The 16,931-nt window shown below is 36.3% G+C and carries 9 protein-coding genes; all 9 read right to left on the reverse strand.

The genetic code is table 11. The features are described 5' to 3' along the window. Window positions 1-20 precede the first annotated feature (20 nt). The 9 genes from HM990_RS05240 to HM990_RS05280 are packed head-to-tail and all read right to left on the reverse strand — an operon-like array spanning window position 21 to window position 16,871. Window positions 21-1,064 (reverse strand): adenylate/guanylate cyclase domain-containing response regulator, encoded by a 1,044-nt coding sequence (locus HM990_RS05240; RefSeq protein ID WP_229719380.1) that lies wholly within the window; start codon window positions 1,062-1,064, stop codon window positions 21-23. Further along, the gene (locus HM990_RS05245) at window positions 1,061-1,435 is read right to left on the reverse strand and encodes a response regulator (RefSeq protein WP_178987929.1); all 375 of its coding nucleotides are present in this window, start codon (window positions 1,433-1,435) and stop codon (window positions 1,061-1,063) included. Before HM990_RS05245 ends, HM990_RS05240 begins: the two co-directional genes overlap by 4 nt. Beyond that, window positions 1,432-2,781, reverse strand: coding sequence for an ATP-binding protein (locus tag HM990_RS05250; RefSeq protein ID WP_178987930.1), 1,350 nt, complete (start codon window positions 2,779-2,781; stop codon window positions 1,432-1,434). Before HM990_RS05250 ends, HM990_RS05245 begins: the two co-directional genes overlap by 4 nt. A 4-nt stretch (window positions 2,782-2,785) precedes the next feature. After that, window positions 2,786-12,043: an ATP-binding protein gene (locus tag HM990_RS05255; protein ID WP_178987931.1), complete on the reverse strand. Its 9,258-nt coding sequence runs from the start codon at window positions 12,041-12,043 to the stop codon at window positions 2,786-2,788. Beyond that, a complete protein-coding gene (locus tag HM990_RS05260; RefSeq protein ID WP_178987932.1) occupies window positions 12,040-13,086 on the reverse strand; it encodes a sensor histidine kinase in 1,047 nt (348 codons plus the stop codon). Before HM990_RS05260 ends, HM990_RS05255 begins: the two co-directional genes overlap by 4 nt. After that, window positions 13,083-14,243 carry an FIST signal transduction protein gene (locus HM990_RS05265; RefSeq protein WP_178987933.1) on the reverse strand — a complete coding sequence of 387 codons (1,161 nt, stop codon included), beginning with the start codon at window positions 14,241-14,243 and terminating at the stop codon, window positions 13,083-13,085. Before HM990_RS05265 ends, HM990_RS05260 begins: the two co-directional genes overlap by 4 nt. 13 nt (window positions 14,244-14,256) lie before the next feature. Then, window positions 14,257-15,396: an FIST signal transduction protein gene (locus tag HM990_RS05270; protein WP_178987934.1), complete on the reverse strand. Its 1,140-nt coding sequence runs from the start codon at window positions 15,394-15,396 to the stop codon at window positions 14,257-14,259. A gap of 11 nt (window positions 15,397-15,407) precedes the next feature. Then, entirely contained in the window at window positions 15,408-15,716 is a 309-nt protein-coding gene (locus HM990_RS05275) for an EthD family reductase (protein ID WP_178987935.1), read from the reverse strand. 15 nt (window positions 15,717-15,731) lie between these two features. Beyond that, window positions 15,732-16,871, reverse strand: a complete 1,140-nt coding sequence (locus HM990_RS05280; protein WP_178987936.1) for an FIST signal transduction protein — start codon at window positions 16,869-16,871, stop codon at window positions 15,732-15,734. Window positions 16,872-16,931 lie beyond the last annotated feature (60 nt).

Raw genomic sequence — 16,931 nt, forward strand, 5'->3', positions numbered from 1 at the left:
TAGAGTTGTTCATTCAAAAGTTATTCCTTTACTTCATAAATAGTTAAAGGCTCGGCCTTATTCTTTACCGTAATACTTCCAACTTTCTCACATTTAAAAGATTCCTTTACTTGGTTGTAGCAATCTTCAGAAATGATAATCTGGTTTTCTTTTGCTGCATCTTGTAATCGAGCTGCAGTGTTTACAGTATCTCCAATGACCGTATAATCCAAACGTTTTAAACTAGCGGATCCAATATTTCCCGAAATCATTTCTCCGCTCTTAATGCCTATCGAAACTTTTGGTTTGAATTCTAAGTTACCATCCAGAGCTGGTAGCTTATTAATTTTTTCACAAACTGCAAGCGAGGCATCAATAGCGCGATCTAGATGATAATCACCTCTAAACACGGCCATTATAGCATCGCCTATGAACTTATCTACATAGCCTTTGTGCTGCATGATTTCCTTTACCATTTCATCAAAATAAGTGTTTATCAGCTTGACAACAGTATTCGCTGTTGCATTTTCACTGATTTTAGTAAAACCACAAATATCAATGAAAACTACGGTAGCTTCAATGGTTTCATTCGCCATTATTGTAGATTCATATTCACGATTACCCATGAAGTTCAGCACATTTTCATCAACATACATTTTTAGAATATTATTCTCCTTTATAGCTTGAAGTGTTTCTTTAATGTGCTGTGCATGTTTAATGGTTTTTTCCATCGTAAGCGTTAAATCTTCAAAGTTGATCGGTTTAGTAATAAAGTCGTAAGCACCGCGATTCATAGCGGTTCTTATGTTTGCCATATCACCATATGCTGAAACAATAACCGATTTAATTAACGGGCTCAACTCGTTGAGCTTGGTTAATAGTGTAAGTCCATCCATTTCTGGCATGTTGATGTCACTTAATACAATATCGACATCTGGGTCTTTATCTAGTTTTTCTAAAGCGTGACGACCGTTTTCCGCAAAAAGAAATTCATATTCCTTATCGCGAATTTTTTTTCGAAACTTCTGTTTTATAAGAACCTCTAAATCGGCTTCGTCATCAACTACTAATATTTTTGACATCATATACTTTGTATTAATTTTTCTTTTAATAGTTTAAAATCAACTGGCTTTGTCAAAAAATCGTCTGCACCCAATTCTTTCGCCGTGTTGTAATTATCTTCATCTCCATAAGCCGTAACCATCATGACTACAGGAGGTGGTGCCAAAAATTCTTTCTTAATGATTTCCAAAAGCTGTAAACCACTCATGCCAGGCATATTGATATCTGATAAAATTAGTACAGCCTCGTGCTCCATGGTTTTAAGTTTTTCGAGAGCTTCTTCACCACAAAACGCGAACATAAAATCTAGTTCGTCTTTTCTTATCTCTTTTCTGAATCTTTGAAGAAAAAGCGTTTTTACGTCTTGTTCATCATCTACAACTAATATTTTCATGGTACTGTGGTTTTTGTGATTGGTAATATTATTTTGAATGCTGTAAATTGGCCTTCTCCAGTCTCTACTTGAAGTTCACCATTATGTGCCTGAATGATATCATAACTCATGGATAGACCTAAACCAGTCCCTTTACCCGTAGGTTTAGTAGTGAAAAAGGGTTGAAAAATTTTATCTAAGATAGTTTTAGGTATACCATTACCATTGTCCTTTACACAAATTTCAACTCTATCCTGTAATTTCTTTGTACTTACTGAAACCGTAGGTTTATAATTATTGGATTTAGAATGGGATTTTTTTTCATCAACGGCATAAAACGCATTAGTAAAGAGGTTTAGAATAACGCGACCGACATCTTGGGGAACAACGTCAATGGTTGTAATGCCATTATCATAGTCAGTCTCCAAATTAGCATTAAATGATTTGTCTTTGGCGCGTAAGCCATGGTAGGCTAATCTGAGATATTCATCGGTTAGACTGTTGATATCAGTTAGTTCTTTTTTACCAGAGCTACTTCGGCTGTGTTGCAGCATTCCTTTTACAATACCATCGGCACGCTTACCGTGGTGGTTTATTTTTTCGAGGTTTTGTTTAATGTCTTCCAAAATGTCTCCAACTAGTGCTTCATCTCTTTCTTCATTTTTCTTTTCTCTTTCCTCTAGAATTTCATCAATCAACTCATTACTTACTTCAGAGAAATTATTGACAAAGTTGAGTGGGTTTTGAATCTCGTGTGCAATGCCTGCAGTTAATTCTCCTAAACTTGCCATTTTTTCTGATTGAATGAGTTGTGCTTGGGTGGATTTTAAGGTAGCAATGGCTGTTTCCAATTCATTATTTTTATCAATTAAATCTGCCGTTCGTTCTGCGACAATCTGTTCTAGTTCTTTGGTTTTTTGTTTCCATTGTTCTATACCGAAAGTGTCAGTTTCGCTTTCCGCTTCTTCGGGTTTTGATGCGTGCATATGAACGACAAACCATTTGCCTTCTTGGTATTCAAACACAACAGAGCATCTTAATTCCAATTTATGTGGCTGATCATTTATAGATAAGGTCACTATCAAATCGTCAATAAATACTGCTGAATTTTCATCCTTTGAAACTCTATGGACAATTGGTGAAGTTTGCCATTGCATATCAAGACCTTGGCTTTGCACTTCTTGTCTTTTGATGAAGGCATAGAAATCCGATTTGGAGAATATACGTTCATCAGCAGTAGTCCCAAACGCAACAATAGACTGTAATAAAATAGGGTCGAGGTCCTCTACATTAGGATTTACGTTTGAACAAACTTCCATTAAAGTTTGGTAAGTATCTTCTAGGTCTTGTCGTTTTATGGCGTTCATTTACTTAACTTTTTAGTGGTAATTCAATAATAAAGTATGTTCCTTCTCCTTCTTTTGTTTCAACTTTTAAGTCTCCTTCATGTGCTTTAATTATATCATAGCTCATGGATAATCCTAAACCTGTTCCTTTCCCTGTTGGTTTGGTAGTGAAAAAAGGTTGGAATATTTTATCAATGATATGCTTCGGAATGCCATTGCCATTATCTTTAACTGAAATGGTGACCTTGTCTTTTAATTTTTTAGTACTGACTGAAACTGTAGGTGCATATTTTTTACCCTCTGAAGCTTTAGCAGAAGAGGACTTTTCATCCACCGCATAAAACGCATTGGTAAACAAGTTAAGAATAACGCGTCCAATATCTTGAGGAATAACGTCAAATGTTTTTAAGTTTTCATCATAGTCAGTTTCTAGATTAGCATTAAACGATTTGTCTTTGGCTCTCAATCCATGATAAGCCAATCTAAAATACTCATCTGTAAGTAAATTGATATCAGTAGCTTCTTTTTTATTGCCACTTGCTCTACTATGCTGCAACATCCCTTTTACGATTCCGTCAGCCCGTTTTCCATGATGGTTAATTTTATCAAGATTTTGAATAACATCTGCCATAATTGCTCTAACTTCTTCCATGTCTCCTGCCTCAATCTCTTCCAACATTTCGTCCAAAAGTTCTTTGCTGACTTCTGAAAAATTATTAACAAAGTTTAAGGGATTCTGAATCTCGTGTGCGATACCAGCTGTCAATTCTCCAAGCGACGCCATTTTTTCGGATTGAATAAGTTGTTTTTGTGTTTGCTGTAATTCTGATAATGATTTTTCTGCACTTTTTTTTGCAGCTTGTAGTTTTATTAAATCTTCCTCAGCTTTTTTAGATTGTGCCTCAGCGACTTTTAAATCGTTAAATCGTGTGTATGTTAAATTAAAAACGCTTGCAAATCGTTCTAGTAATTGTGTGGTTTCTGCGGGTTGATCTTCTGGTGATGCCATGCCTATAAATCCACCAGAAAAATAGGCTACAGTTTGCACACGTCTTTTTTGCTCTAAACCATGAATAAAAGGAATATTCATTTCTGTACTTAAGTACTCGAAATAATCTTTTAATTCCTTACCTATTAGGTCTATGGTTAGCGATTGTTTGTTCTTTTTCCAACCGGCTAACATCCGTTTTATAGTTTTGTTTTGTGACGCATCTGCGATAAATTTATTTGCCAATTTACTACCATCTTCATTAGTTGCCCAACATTCAATTTGACTAGATTTACCTTTAACAATACCTATAAATAAACGATTAGGTGCTATGCCTAATTCTAAGAGTTGTTTAAAAACAATGACTGAAGTTTCAGCTAACTCATCAGACTTTTGCATCGCCATAGTTCGCGATCGAACTTTTTCTAATGCCATTTCTATCTGCGCTTCTTTGGCTTGTTCTTCGGCTTTTTTGAGGTCGAGGAAGCGTGTGTAGGCTTGCTGAAATACCTTTCCAAAGCGCATTAAAATATCATTCTCCTCATCAGAAAAGGATATACCAGAAAAATTTTCAATATAGAGTCCGATATCCTTTTGTAAGACTGTTGATGCTGCCAATCCAGGACAACTGAGATAAAAATCTTTGGCCTTTTTAGTAAGACCTTTGATGTGAGGAAGTAGTTTTTTATAAAAACTATTCTTTTCTTCAAAATTTAATTGCATTTTGAAAAAATCCTTGCCCTTCTTTTTTGCTTCTGTGAATAGTCTATCCCAAGGCAGATCGAGGTAGGGAACTGTAATTTTAGATGGAATATCTTGATTATCCGCTACCCAAAAATGGAAATCGTTCTTCGGTTCAAAATCTACAACAATGCCTGCATGATCGGCATTGATGTTAAGGTTAGCCATCTGGTCAAAGATCTCTTTAACAACACCTTTAAGTTCTTCACTATTATGCATCGCCATACCTCTAGAGCGTACACGTTCTAATGCTGTTTCTATCTGTGCTTCACGTGCTTGTACTTCCGCCTTTTGAAGATCTAAAAAGCGTGTATAAGTCTGCTCAAAAACTTTTGCAAAACGTGGTAAGATATCGGTGTTTTCTATTTGTTTAAGTGATGAGACAAGTATATAACCATGATTAAACGAAGCTCCATAATCTATTTCCCAAGGTGGAGGTTCTGGCATTGGTGCATTTCGGGATTCTAAATCCTTTAACGTAATTTGTGCGGAAGGTAACTTAAAGATATCCTCAAAATGCTGTTCAATAAAATCGCTTGGTATTTCAATAGAGAACAACGCTTTCCCAGCTTTCCACTGATCATAGCGGTACTGATGAATATAGTCTAAGTCTACTGGAACTATCATTGGACTCAGCATACCAGCTCCAGGTATACTGTGCCATTGTTCTACATGACCATCGTGCTTATCACAGAATACAATACCTGTCGCAAATAATTCTTCTCCAAAACTTCTTAATTGATTAAACATTTCTGTGGTCACATTACCAAAATCTGCTGTACTTTGCATACCCATAGATTGAGAACGTATACGTTCTAGAGCAGTTTCTATTTGTGCCTCTCTAGCCTGTGCTTCTGCTTTTTGTAGGTCAAGGAAACGTGTGTAGGTACGTTCAAATTCTATACTGAAACGTTGTAATATTTGCTGTTCTTCATTACTGATGGGTCTTTTTATGTTGATCCCGAAACAACCATATTTCATAAAAGCTTCGGCATAATAAAGTCCCTTTGAAAAATATGTCGGATTTAATTTTTTGGCATCTTTTAGCAGTTCTTCCCAAGCGGTAAAAAAGGTTTTAACTTCCGAAGGTTCGATATGATGCATGTGCACAGAAACACCACTCGCCCAATCTTTGAAACATGCAGCCGTATAGGGCTCGGTTTTGTCTAATGGATAAACAATCGCTTTACTGTGAATTGCAGGACTTCTTTTTTTATCTGAATTCCAAGCGACCCAAAATTTATGTTCGTTTTTAGCTTCATCTGGTAGCCATACATATGAAAATTCGGTATCTATGCCCAGCAATTGCAATTGGTTGTGAAATACTTTTGAAGTCGTGTCTAACTCATTAGAATGTTGCATTAACATACTTTGGGTTCTTGTACGTTCTAAAGCCGCTTCTATTTGTGCTTCTCTTGTTTGCGCTTCTGCTTTTTTAAGGTCGAGGAAACGTGTATAGGTTTGTTGAAACACTTTAGTAAAGCGCAACATGACATCAATCTGTGTTTTGGCTAGTTTTTCACCACCAATAATCAATAAATAGCCTTGCTTAAAATTGAAGGTATGGATGACTATTTCTTTTGGTGAAATTTCTACGAGTTCCTTTGCGGAAAAAGGAAAATTAATGCCTTTTTCTGCTACAAATGTTTGATGTGCAATGGTTTGTTTTCTGGTCAGTTCAACAACACACAACGGTTCTTGTTTTTTCCAACTCGCTGCAATCTCTCGCATTGGTGGTGTTTGTTTATGTGGAATACCAATAGCTTGCTCTAAAATTTTACCAGTGGAAGGATTCGGTGTGTAATTCCAACCAATGTCTTCCATATCGTCCATTAAAACGTAACCGCTTGTGAAACAGTCAATACCTAATTTTGTGATTTCATTCCATAGCAATTCTCCTGCTTCTAAAAGTTCACTACTTTTTTGCATGGCCATACTTCTAGAACGAATGCGCTCAAGAGCCGTTTCAATTTGTGCTTCCTTAGCTTGTTCTTCTGCTTTTTGAAGGTCTAAAAAACGCGTATAGGTTTGTTCGAAAACTTTAGCGAAACGTTTAAAAATATCTTCATTTTCATAGGTTTCAGTGGTAATAACCAACAAGTATCCATATTTAAAATAGGCTGCATGCCACTTTTGCCATTTTGGAAATGCAATTCCGTCATCTAACATGCCTTGAAAAATAGGTTGGACATCTGGAACCGTGAGCATATATTTATAATGCGCTTTGAGGTCTTTACCGCCTTTTTCAATGGAATGAAATTCTAAATTATTCTTCCAACCTTCGTACATTTCTTTATGAGCAGGATCTATGGTGTTTGGTATTAAGAGTTGTGGCATGATGCCTTTTTCGTTGGCAAACCAAAACTCATCAGTATCAGAATCGATTTTGCAAAAACCAAATCCTGTACCCCAGAGTTCGCCACCTAAACTTTTTAGTTGTTGAAAGAGTATAAAAGCGACATCACCAATTTCCTCACTTTTTTGCATGGCCATGGTTCTAGCTCTAACTCTTTCCAATGCCAATTCAATTTCTGATTCTCTGGCTTGTGCTTCTGCTTTTTTTAAGTCTAAAAAACGGGTGTAGGTCTGCTCGAAAACTTTTCCGAAGCGTTTAAAAATATCATGTGCTTCAGGGACTTCTTCATAAGTGATGAATAGTAAAAAACCTTCGTTGAATCTTACCAGATGATTGAATTGTTGTGTTGGCAGTTTTATGCCTGCGTTTTCAAATTGTTCAAATGTAACTTTAAGTTCTGGAAGCGATTCCATGTATTTGTAATGGGCCACCAAATCTTTTCCTTTTTGTCCATAGACAAAGAATTTTTCTTCATTTAAAATGGCTTTATGCCAAGGTTTCAAACTTTTGTGTTTTGTTAATGGCAGTACAAAGGCGTCTTGAAGTTCGCCTTCGCTACTCATATTGCAAATACTCGATTTTTTGTCCTCGGACAGAATATTGTAGCCACAGCTCCATGCTGGAATGCCCAATTCTTGTACCTCCAGGAACAAAGTGTTTGCTGCTTCGGGCAACTCATCGCTATGTTGCATGGCCATGGTGCGAGAACGTACTTTTTCTAAGGCCATTTCTATTTGGGCCTCTCGCATTTGCGCTTCAGCACGTTGTAAATCTAGAAAACGTGTGTAGGTTTGTTGAAAAACTTTTGCGAAACGCGTAACCATTTCTTGCTGTTCTACGGTTAACAATTCTCCACCAACAATGAGCAAATACCCTTGTCTGAAATTAAAGGTATGTACTACTAACCGTTCTGGTGAAATGGCCAGTAATTTTTCTTTTGAAATGGGAAAACCGATACTTTCCTCTGCAATAAAAGTTTGGTGTTTTATTGTTTCCTTCTCGTTCAATTGTATGACCAATAAGGGTTCTTGTTTTTTCCAGCTTTTAGCAATCGCCTTCATAACCTTGTTCTCAGTGTGGTTCATTCCCACAGGTTTATGCCGAATGCTACCATCAGAAGGGTTTACACCATAGTTCCAACCCATTGTAACGGTTTCATCAAAGAGTGTATAGCCTGTTGTTAGGTTTTGAATTCCCAGTTTTGAGAGTTCTTGATATAATAATTCTCCAGCTTCCGTTAATTCCTCACTAGAATGCATTGCCATACTACGGGAACGAACCCTTTCTAATGCGGTTTCAATTTGAGCTTCCCTGGCTTGTGCTTCGGCTTTTTGTAGGTCTAAAAACCTAATGTAAGCTTGGTTAAATACTCTCAAAAATCGTTTTAGGATATCTATTTCGTGTTCTGTTAATTTCTTTCCCTCAAAATCATTGATATTGAATACCACATATTCTGAGGTTACCATTGTGATGGTGTAAGATGTGCTATTAAAGATCATACCCAAAATATCTTCTGGTAAATCTTTAAATTCAGAAGTTTTATCGAGTACGTATTTATAAAAATTATTTTTTACTGTTTTCGTATAATGTCCTACAAAGACATCGGCTTCCTTTTCATATGCATTGCATAAATCCTTAGAAATTTTATTATTAAAATAGGGTAATCGGTAATTGGTGATAACTAAACCTTCTTCATTTTCGCCGCAAACATAGGCATCAAGGTCTTTGGACCCTTCTATTTTGATACCGATTCCTACAGCTGTTGCAGGTATTTGTAATTCTTTTAATTTTTCGAAAACAATACTTATTACTTCTTTAAACTCTTCACTTTTATGAACAGCTAATGAACGTGAACGTACTTTTTCCAAAGCGGCTTCAATTTGGGCTTCTCGCGCTTGCGCTTCTGCTTTTTGAAGGTCATTGAAACGTGTATAAGTCATATCAAACACCTTTCCGAATCGTTCTAAAATATCAAGGTTTTCATCGGAAAGTGCTTCGCTGCCGACTGTTTGTAAACCTCCAAAATTGCAAAAAGTAAAGGACGCTACATATTTATCTAAAGCACGATTTGCTTTTTTGACTTTATTGGAAAACCTTTTAAACTCTGTTTCATGATATAGATAATCGTCATATATTCTCTTTTCCTTTCCTTCTAAAACATATACAAATTTTAGTTTTTGTTCTTTCCAAGCCTTCATCATGGCATGATGAAAAGGATAGTCCTCAAACTTCATATAATAAGACTCGGGCTCTGTTCCACCTTCGGGATTTGTAGCCCAAACCATATTAGATTGGTCAGCTTCATTTATAATATTGATGATGCACCATGTCAATGAGAAATCGAGTTTGGTCAGTTCATTGAGAACCGTAGCCACAAGATCTGATAATTCATCGGAATGTTGCATGGCCATGGCTCTGGCTCTAACACGTTCTAATCCTAATTCAATTTGTGATTCTCTTGCTTGCGCTTCCGCCTTTTGAAGATCAAGGAAACGTGTATAGGTTTGTTCAAAAACTTTTGCAAATCGTTTGAAAATATCGTGTGCTTCAGGATAAGACTCAAGCGTGATAAACAATAGAAACCCATGAGAAAAGAAAGGGCAATGGTTAATTTGAGATTTGGGCAATTGCATTCCAGAATCTTCTATTCCTTGCAATACATCCTTAACTACTGGGAGCGTTTTCATGTACCTGTATGTCTTGGCAAGAGATTTACCAGTTGCCTCAAAAACTAAAAAATCTTCACCACTTTTTTTCGCTTCATATATTTTTTTAAAGAAAGAATCTTCGGTTGAAGGTATATGGTAAGGAGCAGTAATATCACCTGAAGGAGTTGGATTGTAACCAATAAATGAGGTGTCGTTCTTATTCCAGATATTAAAACCACTTGTCCAGGTTTCAATGCCCAAATCATTAATTTGTTGAAAAAGCAATGCTGCTGTTTCTGCTAATTCATCACTATGTTGCATGGCCATTGTTCGAGCCCTGACTCTTTCTAATGCTAGTTCTATTTCAGATTCTCTGGCTTGTTTTTCAGCTTTTTGAAGATCAAGGAAACGTGTATAGGTTTGTTCAAAAACTTTTGCAAATCGTTTGAAAATATCATGTGCATCTGGAACGGATTCTCTTGTAATAAACAATAAGTAACCATATTTAAAAAACACCACGTGGTCTATTTGGTAGGTTGGAAATCCATCATTTGTTTCCTTAAGAGTTTGTAATACATCTCCAATAATAGGAAGCGAACTCATATACTCATAATGAGCTACGCATTCTTTGCCTTTAAATTCTTTTATAACTAGTGATTCTCCTTTCTGACCTTTTTGGAAATAGTCATTAAATATACCTTCTCGTGGCACTTTGTAAGTATGTAAGACACCTGCTTCATTACCAAACCATTCCGTAGATTCATTTTCTCCGTAAATATTAAATGCGCAACCCCAAGTCTTAATACCTAAGGCTCTTACTTGTTGATCTAGTAAGAATGATGCTTCTTGTAATTCATCACTATGTTGCATGGCCATGGTTCTTGCCCGAACACGTTCTAATGCCAATTCAATCTCTGATTCTCTGGCTTGCGCTTCTGCTTTTTGTAAATCTAAAAATCTGGTATAGGTTTGTTCGAAAACTTTAGCGAAACGTATAAAAATATCGTGTGCATCCGGAACAGGTTCATGTGTAATAAACATGAGGTAACCTTTAGAGAAATAAGCGCAATGTATAATTTGAAAAGTTGGAAACGAAAGTCCAGCTTTAGCCAATGCTTTCACTTCAGGAATTGATACCATATACTTATAATGGTCTTCTAGTTTCTTACCTTCCTGCTCTAATACAAATAAAGCGTCTCCTCTTTTTTCTGCTTCATGAAAAAGTAGATATACATCTTCATTAGAATTTGTTCTAAATGGAGGTTGAAGTCGATCTTTTCCTGCCATCCAAGCCGTAGCAAATTTCTTGTCATCATCCCAGATATTAAAACCACAGGCGAAGGAATTTATTCCTAATTCTTCCACTTGTTGAAATAAAAGCAAGGCGGTGTCTCGCAATTCGTCACTTCGTTGCATACCCATAGTTCTGCTTCGCACTTTTTCTAAAGCCAATTCTATCTGAACTTCTCTTGCTTGTTTTTCTGCTTTTTGTAAGTCTAAGAAACGTTGATGTGCCAAATCGAAGGCACCTGCAAATTTCACTAATATATCAACATCTTCTTTTGGTGGATTTTTAATTACTCCTGGTAAACTATAGCCAATTTCTCCATGACTTGTGCGCGCCATGATAAATGTTAAGCCACCAATATGTCTTATGTCGTTATGACTTGGTGCTTGGGGATCTATGTTTTTAAAATCACCCAAATTCACCATTTTATCTACATAATCGATAGCTTCTTCAGTGTTCATGGCATATACGACAGTTGCTTTTTTACTCTTTTCCCATTTTGCCAACAGTGGAATATCACCATGTATATGTCGTGGCAATTCCATCACAAAACCAATTTTGCTACCATCTCCTGAGGTCATGGCTTTTTCGTATGTTGAAGGTAACCACATCATGTGCCAGAAGTAGTGTGCTTCATGTCCTAATTTGATGAATTCGTTACGCATGGTTACGACAATGTCAAGCAAATCAGACGATTCTTTCATGGCGACTGCTTGCGCACGAATACGCTCTAGGGCAGTCTCAACTTCTAGCTCACGGTTTTTTTTCTCTAGTTCGGTAGTTCTACGCTGAATAGCCTCTCGAAGCTCTTGGTTTTCTTCGTTTATTTTGTCATAACCTATGGTTTCACCTTCGGCCGTTTTTGGGTCTGGAATCGAGAAATGTTGATAGATAAATCGCCAACGATCTTTGTTTTCTATTAGTATACTAGAAAAACGGAATCTGCTATAAAAATTCCATTCGTTTTCATGAAGAAACCAAGCATCAAAAACATGTGTGATAAAAATAAGTTCTCCAAATTGTTCAATAATTTTTGATTCATTTCGTATTTCGGTTTTACCAGCGAATTGATCGCCTGTATCTTCAAAAAATTTAGTGGTATCCTTTCTGTTTAAAAATTCTTCTTTTGTTGCAGAACCAATGAAATGATAGTCGTCATCTAAATATGAATTATAAGTTTCAACATCACCATTAAGATAACTATGTAACCAAGTATCATACACTTGCCAGATTTCGGTTTCTAGTTTTTTAGTCAGTTTCATGCGTTGTTGGTTGTTGGTAATGAAATGATGAATGTTGTTCCTTCTTGTTCTTTGGTGTTTACTTTAATATCTCCACCATGTGCTTTAATAATATCGTAACTTAATGAGAGACCTAATCCTGTTCCTTGTCCTGTTGGTTTAGTGGTAAAGAATGGCTGAAAAATTTTATCCAATACTTTCTGTGGAATGCCATTTCCGTTGTCTTTGACTGAAATTTCAATAGCGTCTTTTACTTTTTTAGTTTCAACAGTGACTTGTGGTTCATAGCCTTCAATTAGTAATTTTTTCTTTTCATTCACGGCATAAAATGCATTAGTGATTAGGTTGAGAACCACACGGCCAATATCTTGAGGTGCAATACTTAAAGGCTGAATTGTATCATCAAAACGCGTTTCTAAAGCGGCATTAAAGGATTTATCTTTGGCGCGTAAACCATGATAGGCGAGACGTAAGTATTCATCGACCAAAACGTTGATATTGGTATCTTCTTTTGCTCCAGAACTACTGCGACTATGTTGTAACATGCCTTTTACAATACCATCGGCACGTTGGCCATGATGATTTATTTTTTCAAGATTTTGAATGACATCTTGTGCAATAGCGTTGACTTCTTCCATATCGCCATTTTTGATTTCCTCAAGCATTTCTTCCAATAATTCTTTACTGACTTCAGAAAAATTATTGACGAAGTTTAAGGGGTTTTGGATTTCGTGTGCAATACCAGCCGTTAATTCTCCTAAACTTGCCATTTTCTCAGATTGAATTAATTGCGATTGCGTGGCTTTTAATTCTTTTATGGATTTTTGTAATGCTATGTTTGAATCTTCAATGGCTTTTTGTTTTTGTTCTAGTTCCTCAATAGTCTCTTCCAGTAAAATGGCAGTGGTACGTTTTACTTTTTCGGTACGTTCTAGTTTAAAATCTGAAATGAGTAAATCTTTATCAGCACTTTTTAGATATTTTAATAGATCCGTTTTCTCTTTTTCTGAAAGATGGTTTGAGCTTTCGATAAAATCTTGAATATGTTGTAGGTGTTGATTCATACGTTTTCTTTAAGTGTTACCCAGCAACAGGCTCCTGAATGAAAGTTTTGCTTGCCATTTAAAACACGACCAAATTCACCATAGGTAAAAAAACCAGCCATTGGTGTATCCCATATTTTGGCGAGGCCTTCGTTTTCATCTGTTACCATTGGACCTAGAATTGGTTGTCTGCCAGCACAAGAAAAAATCAATAAGGCATCTGCATCTTCTCTGGAATCTTCTTTATATTTTGTTGCCTTGTCAATCACTTCCTCAACAATGTCGAATTCAGGAGGGCTTGTAAACCAAAATTTTGAACCTTCAGGCATTTCCATATCCATGACCAATGCACTTTCCTTAGCATCAATTTTCATTGGTGTTTTTAGTACCGTTTCATTTTCGTCACGTTCTACAATAAATGGATATTCCATTGATAATTCTTCAAATATTTTAAAATCGTTTTCAACTAATTTATCTTCTTGTCCCAAATATTTCAGGTATAGTTCAACTGCAGATTTACCATCTATCTCATAGAGTAGGTTCTCTTTGCATTTAGTAACCGTTCTGGTAATTCCTAGTGGCTTCCAACCTGTAACTGCCATTCCTTTTAATGCGATTTTATCACCATTTAGTACTAACGCCACAAGTCCACAATCTGTTTCTTTTTCATTGGTAAAAACAAAAGTTCCATTTAGTTTCCAATCGTCTCCAGCCATACCACCAAAGAATATTTTATCAGGACCAAGGCTTTGTGTCAGGCTTTTTACCAATTTTTCGCCTTCAAAGTGATTCCCTTTTAGATTGATGCCTGTACTGCATAGAATTAGCGAAGGATTAGTAAATTTTTTTAAAGCCTCATTTGCCAATTTAGATGCTGTATCCGCTATCTTCCCATTTTTTATTTCGTCGAACAAAATCGTGTAATTTTCATTTACTATCTCTAAAAGCAATATGGCGATTTCTCCTTCAGTTTGATGACCGTTAATAAATTCGCCACATGAAGTAGCTCCAAAGACCTCAATGTTTTTTGAATCCATTAGCTTACAAATAGCTTTTCTGTCTTGTTTTACGGAAATAAAAACTATAGCTACAGTTGGTGTGAAACCATCTGCTAAAGCATTGGTTAAGGCTTTATAGATGTTTGAAACTGTTGAACCGTGTATTGATTTTGTTTTCATCTTTTATGATTAATTACTTTTCTTTTAAAGCCACAACGCAACAGGTGTTATTATGAAATTCATGCTTACCTGTTTTTGATTTTCCAAATTCTCCATAGCTAAAAAAGCCTACTAAAGGTGCGTTCCAAACGTCTTTTACTTGACTGATTTCTTCACTCATTAAAATTCCAAAGGATAAATGCCTGCTAATGCAGGAAAACATGATTAAGGCGTCTGCTTCTTGTTGCTTTTCGGTTTTTAAGTCGTTGCATTCTTCTACAACTTTTTCAATGGCATCAAAATCTGGTGGAAGTGAAAATTTTACTTTAGAACCTTGCGGTACAGTTCCGGCACAAATAAGCGAACGGTCTTCTTTATTTGCTAACATGGCTGTGCGCTTTACAGGTGCTACACCTTCGCGTTCCATTTGTAATGGATAATAAGCACCAATTTGTGTAACAATTTCGTTACCAGTACTAAAATCATAATCCACTCCAAGGTACTTTATAATCATGTCTAAAGCTGGTTTGTCATCAATGGTGTAAATGATATTCGCCTCACTCTTTGTTATGCTTTTCGTCGTTCCTATGGCTTTCCAACCACAGGTGGCAATGCCATTCATTTCAATTTTATTTTCGTCTATTATAAGCCCGACTAGACCTTTATCGCTACTCTTGTTGTAGGTAAAAGCTATTGGCCCTTCTAAAGCCATATCATCACCAGCCATACCACCAAAAATGGTGACTTCACTACCGCATCCTTCTGTAATGCCATCAATAATATTTTCGCCCTCATTGCTTAACCAACCTGAAGCAATAATAAATGCAGGATTGGCGAAGGTCTTTTTTCCTTCAATTCCAAGTTGTTTAGCATTTTCGTAGGTCGATTGTTCTCCTGTTTCCAAAAACATCAATTTGAAATAGTCCGGATTTATGTCGAGCAGCATCATAACGATACTGCCTTCTTCGATGTCTCCATCAATGAATTCACCTGAAGTGGTTGCTCCAAAAACGGCAATCCCTTTTTTGTTTAATATCTCGCTGACTGCATTCCAATCTTGTTTAAAGGAAAGAAAAACAATCGCTAATGTCGGTTGAAAATTTTCAGCAATTACTTTATCTAATTGCGTAGCTATATTGCTGGTCGATTTTCCTTTTATTGAGATTGCATTCATTTAGATGGATGTTACCAGTTCACTGTATTTCCTATGATAATAGTGACTCCGCCAGTGGCGAAGTTTGAAAGATCGTTCGCAACCGCTTGTCCTTCAGTAGAACCCATTGACTCTTGCATTTGTTCTTCAGTCTTAAAATAAAGTTCCGCCATTAAAAAATAATCTGAGGGTTCGCCTCCCAGTTCACCTTGTATCTCTGTAATTTCAGCTTTGGCTAAGCCTTCAATTTTATCTACGAGAGGTAAATGGGTTTCTTTATAGTAGGTTTTGAATTTTTCGGCATCGCTTGGATGTTTGTAGAGCACTGTGATTTTTTTCATGACTTATTTTCTTTGTTATCTTTCTTTTATTGCAACACAACAGGTTGTTAAGTTGTGCATTTCTAAATTGCCACCTGTGGCTCTGGCTAGTTCTGCATTAGAAAACATACCAATCATTGGTACGTTCCAAACATTTTTTATGCCTTCGATTTCATCTGTCATCATGGGACCAAATGAGAGTATTCGTCCAGCACAACTGAACACTATCAGTGCATCGGCTTCTGGCATTTCTTCGGCCTTTAGTTTTTCGACACCTTTAATTACTTTGTCCATCACATCCCAATCTGGTGGTAGCGAAAAGCGTACTTTGGAGCCTTGTGGAACCGTTCCACTTGTGTAAAAAGAATTGTCTGTCCAATCAACCACTAGAGCTGGACGCATTACTGGGTCTCCATTTTCCCGTTGTAATTGTAATGGGAAATTGGCTGCAAGTTCCATGAGTACATCTTTATTTTCTGGCGTAATATTTTGAAGGCCTCCATATTTTACGGTTATATCGAGTGCAGGAATATGATCAATTGTATAAACATGGTTGCCCTTGCTTTTGGTCACGGTTTTTTCTGTTCCTGCCGCATTCCAACCACAGGTCGCGATACCTTTTATGGCTATTTTTTCTTCATCAATAGCAAGACATAACAAGCCATTTTTACTTACTTTTCCATTAGAAAAAACAAAGGTTTCCGCAAACCGATAATCATCTCCTGCACTCGCACCAAATGCAGTGACATTATTACCAATGATTTTTTCAAAACCTCTTAAAATTTCTTCTCCATCGGTTTCGGAATTGCTTGTGCCCATTAAAAAAGCAGGTTTTTTAAACTTCTCTTTTGCTTTTTGAGCAATTTTTTTGGCAACTTCTTCGTAGTTCTTCTCAGGATATTCTTCAAGATAAATTTGAAAATAATCTTTGTTAATATCGAGCAGGAGTATGGCTACTGAGCCTTTTTCGGTTTCTTCATCGATAAACTCACCATTGGTTGTGATTCCAAAAACAGTAATGTTCTGTTCATCTAGAGATTTTGTTATGGCTTCTAAATTTTGACTTACAGAACTAAAAACTAGAGCCAGAGTGGGTTTAAAACCATCAGATAGACTTTGCTTAACGGCATCTTGAATTTCCTTTGCGGATTTCCCTTTTAGAGATTTTGATTTCATTTATATATGAATAATAATACATTATTTTAGGTTTAAATGCTATTAATCAATTTAGGGTAA

It is taken from the genome of Winogradskyella schleiferi, assembly GCF_013394655.1.
Classification (GTDB): domain Bacteria; phylum Bacteroidota; class Bacteroidia; order Flavobacteriales; family Flavobacteriaceae; genus Winogradskyella; species Winogradskyella schleiferi.

Coding starts and splice junctions, on each gene's coding strand:
- HM990_RS05240 (WP_229719380.1), bottom strand. CDS start 1,064: ATGATGTCAAAAATATTAGTAGTTGATGACGAAGCCGATTTAGAGGTT.
- HM990_RS05245 (WP_178987929.1), bottom strand. CDS start 1,435: ATGAAAATATTAGTTGTAGATGATGAACAAGACGTAAAAACGCTTTTT.
- HM990_RS05250 (WP_178987930.1), bottom strand. CDS start 2,781: ATGAACGCCATAAAACGACAAGACCTAGAAGATACTTACCAAACTTTA.
- HM990_RS05255 (WP_178987931.1), bottom strand. CDS start 12,043: ATGAAACTGACTAAAAAACTAGAAACCGAAATCTGGCAAGTGTATGAT.
- HM990_RS05260 (WP_178987932.1), bottom strand. CDS start 13,086: ATGAATCAACACCTACAACATATTCAAGATTTTATCGAAAGCTCAAAC.
- HM990_RS05265 (WP_178987933.1), bottom strand. CDS start 14,243: ATGAAAACAAAATCAATACACGGTTCAACAGTTTCAAACATCTATAAA.
- HM990_RS05270 (WP_178987934.1), bottom strand. CDS start 15,396: ATGAATGCAATCTCAATAAAAGGAAAATCGACCAGCAATATAGCTACG.
- HM990_RS05275 (WP_178987935.1), bottom strand. CDS start 15,716: ATGAAAAAAATCACAGTGCTCTACAAACATCCAAGCGATGCCGAAAAA.
- HM990_RS05280 (WP_178987936.1), bottom strand. CDS start 16,871: ATGAAATCAAAATCTCTAAAAGGGAAATCCGCAAAGGAAATTCAAGAT.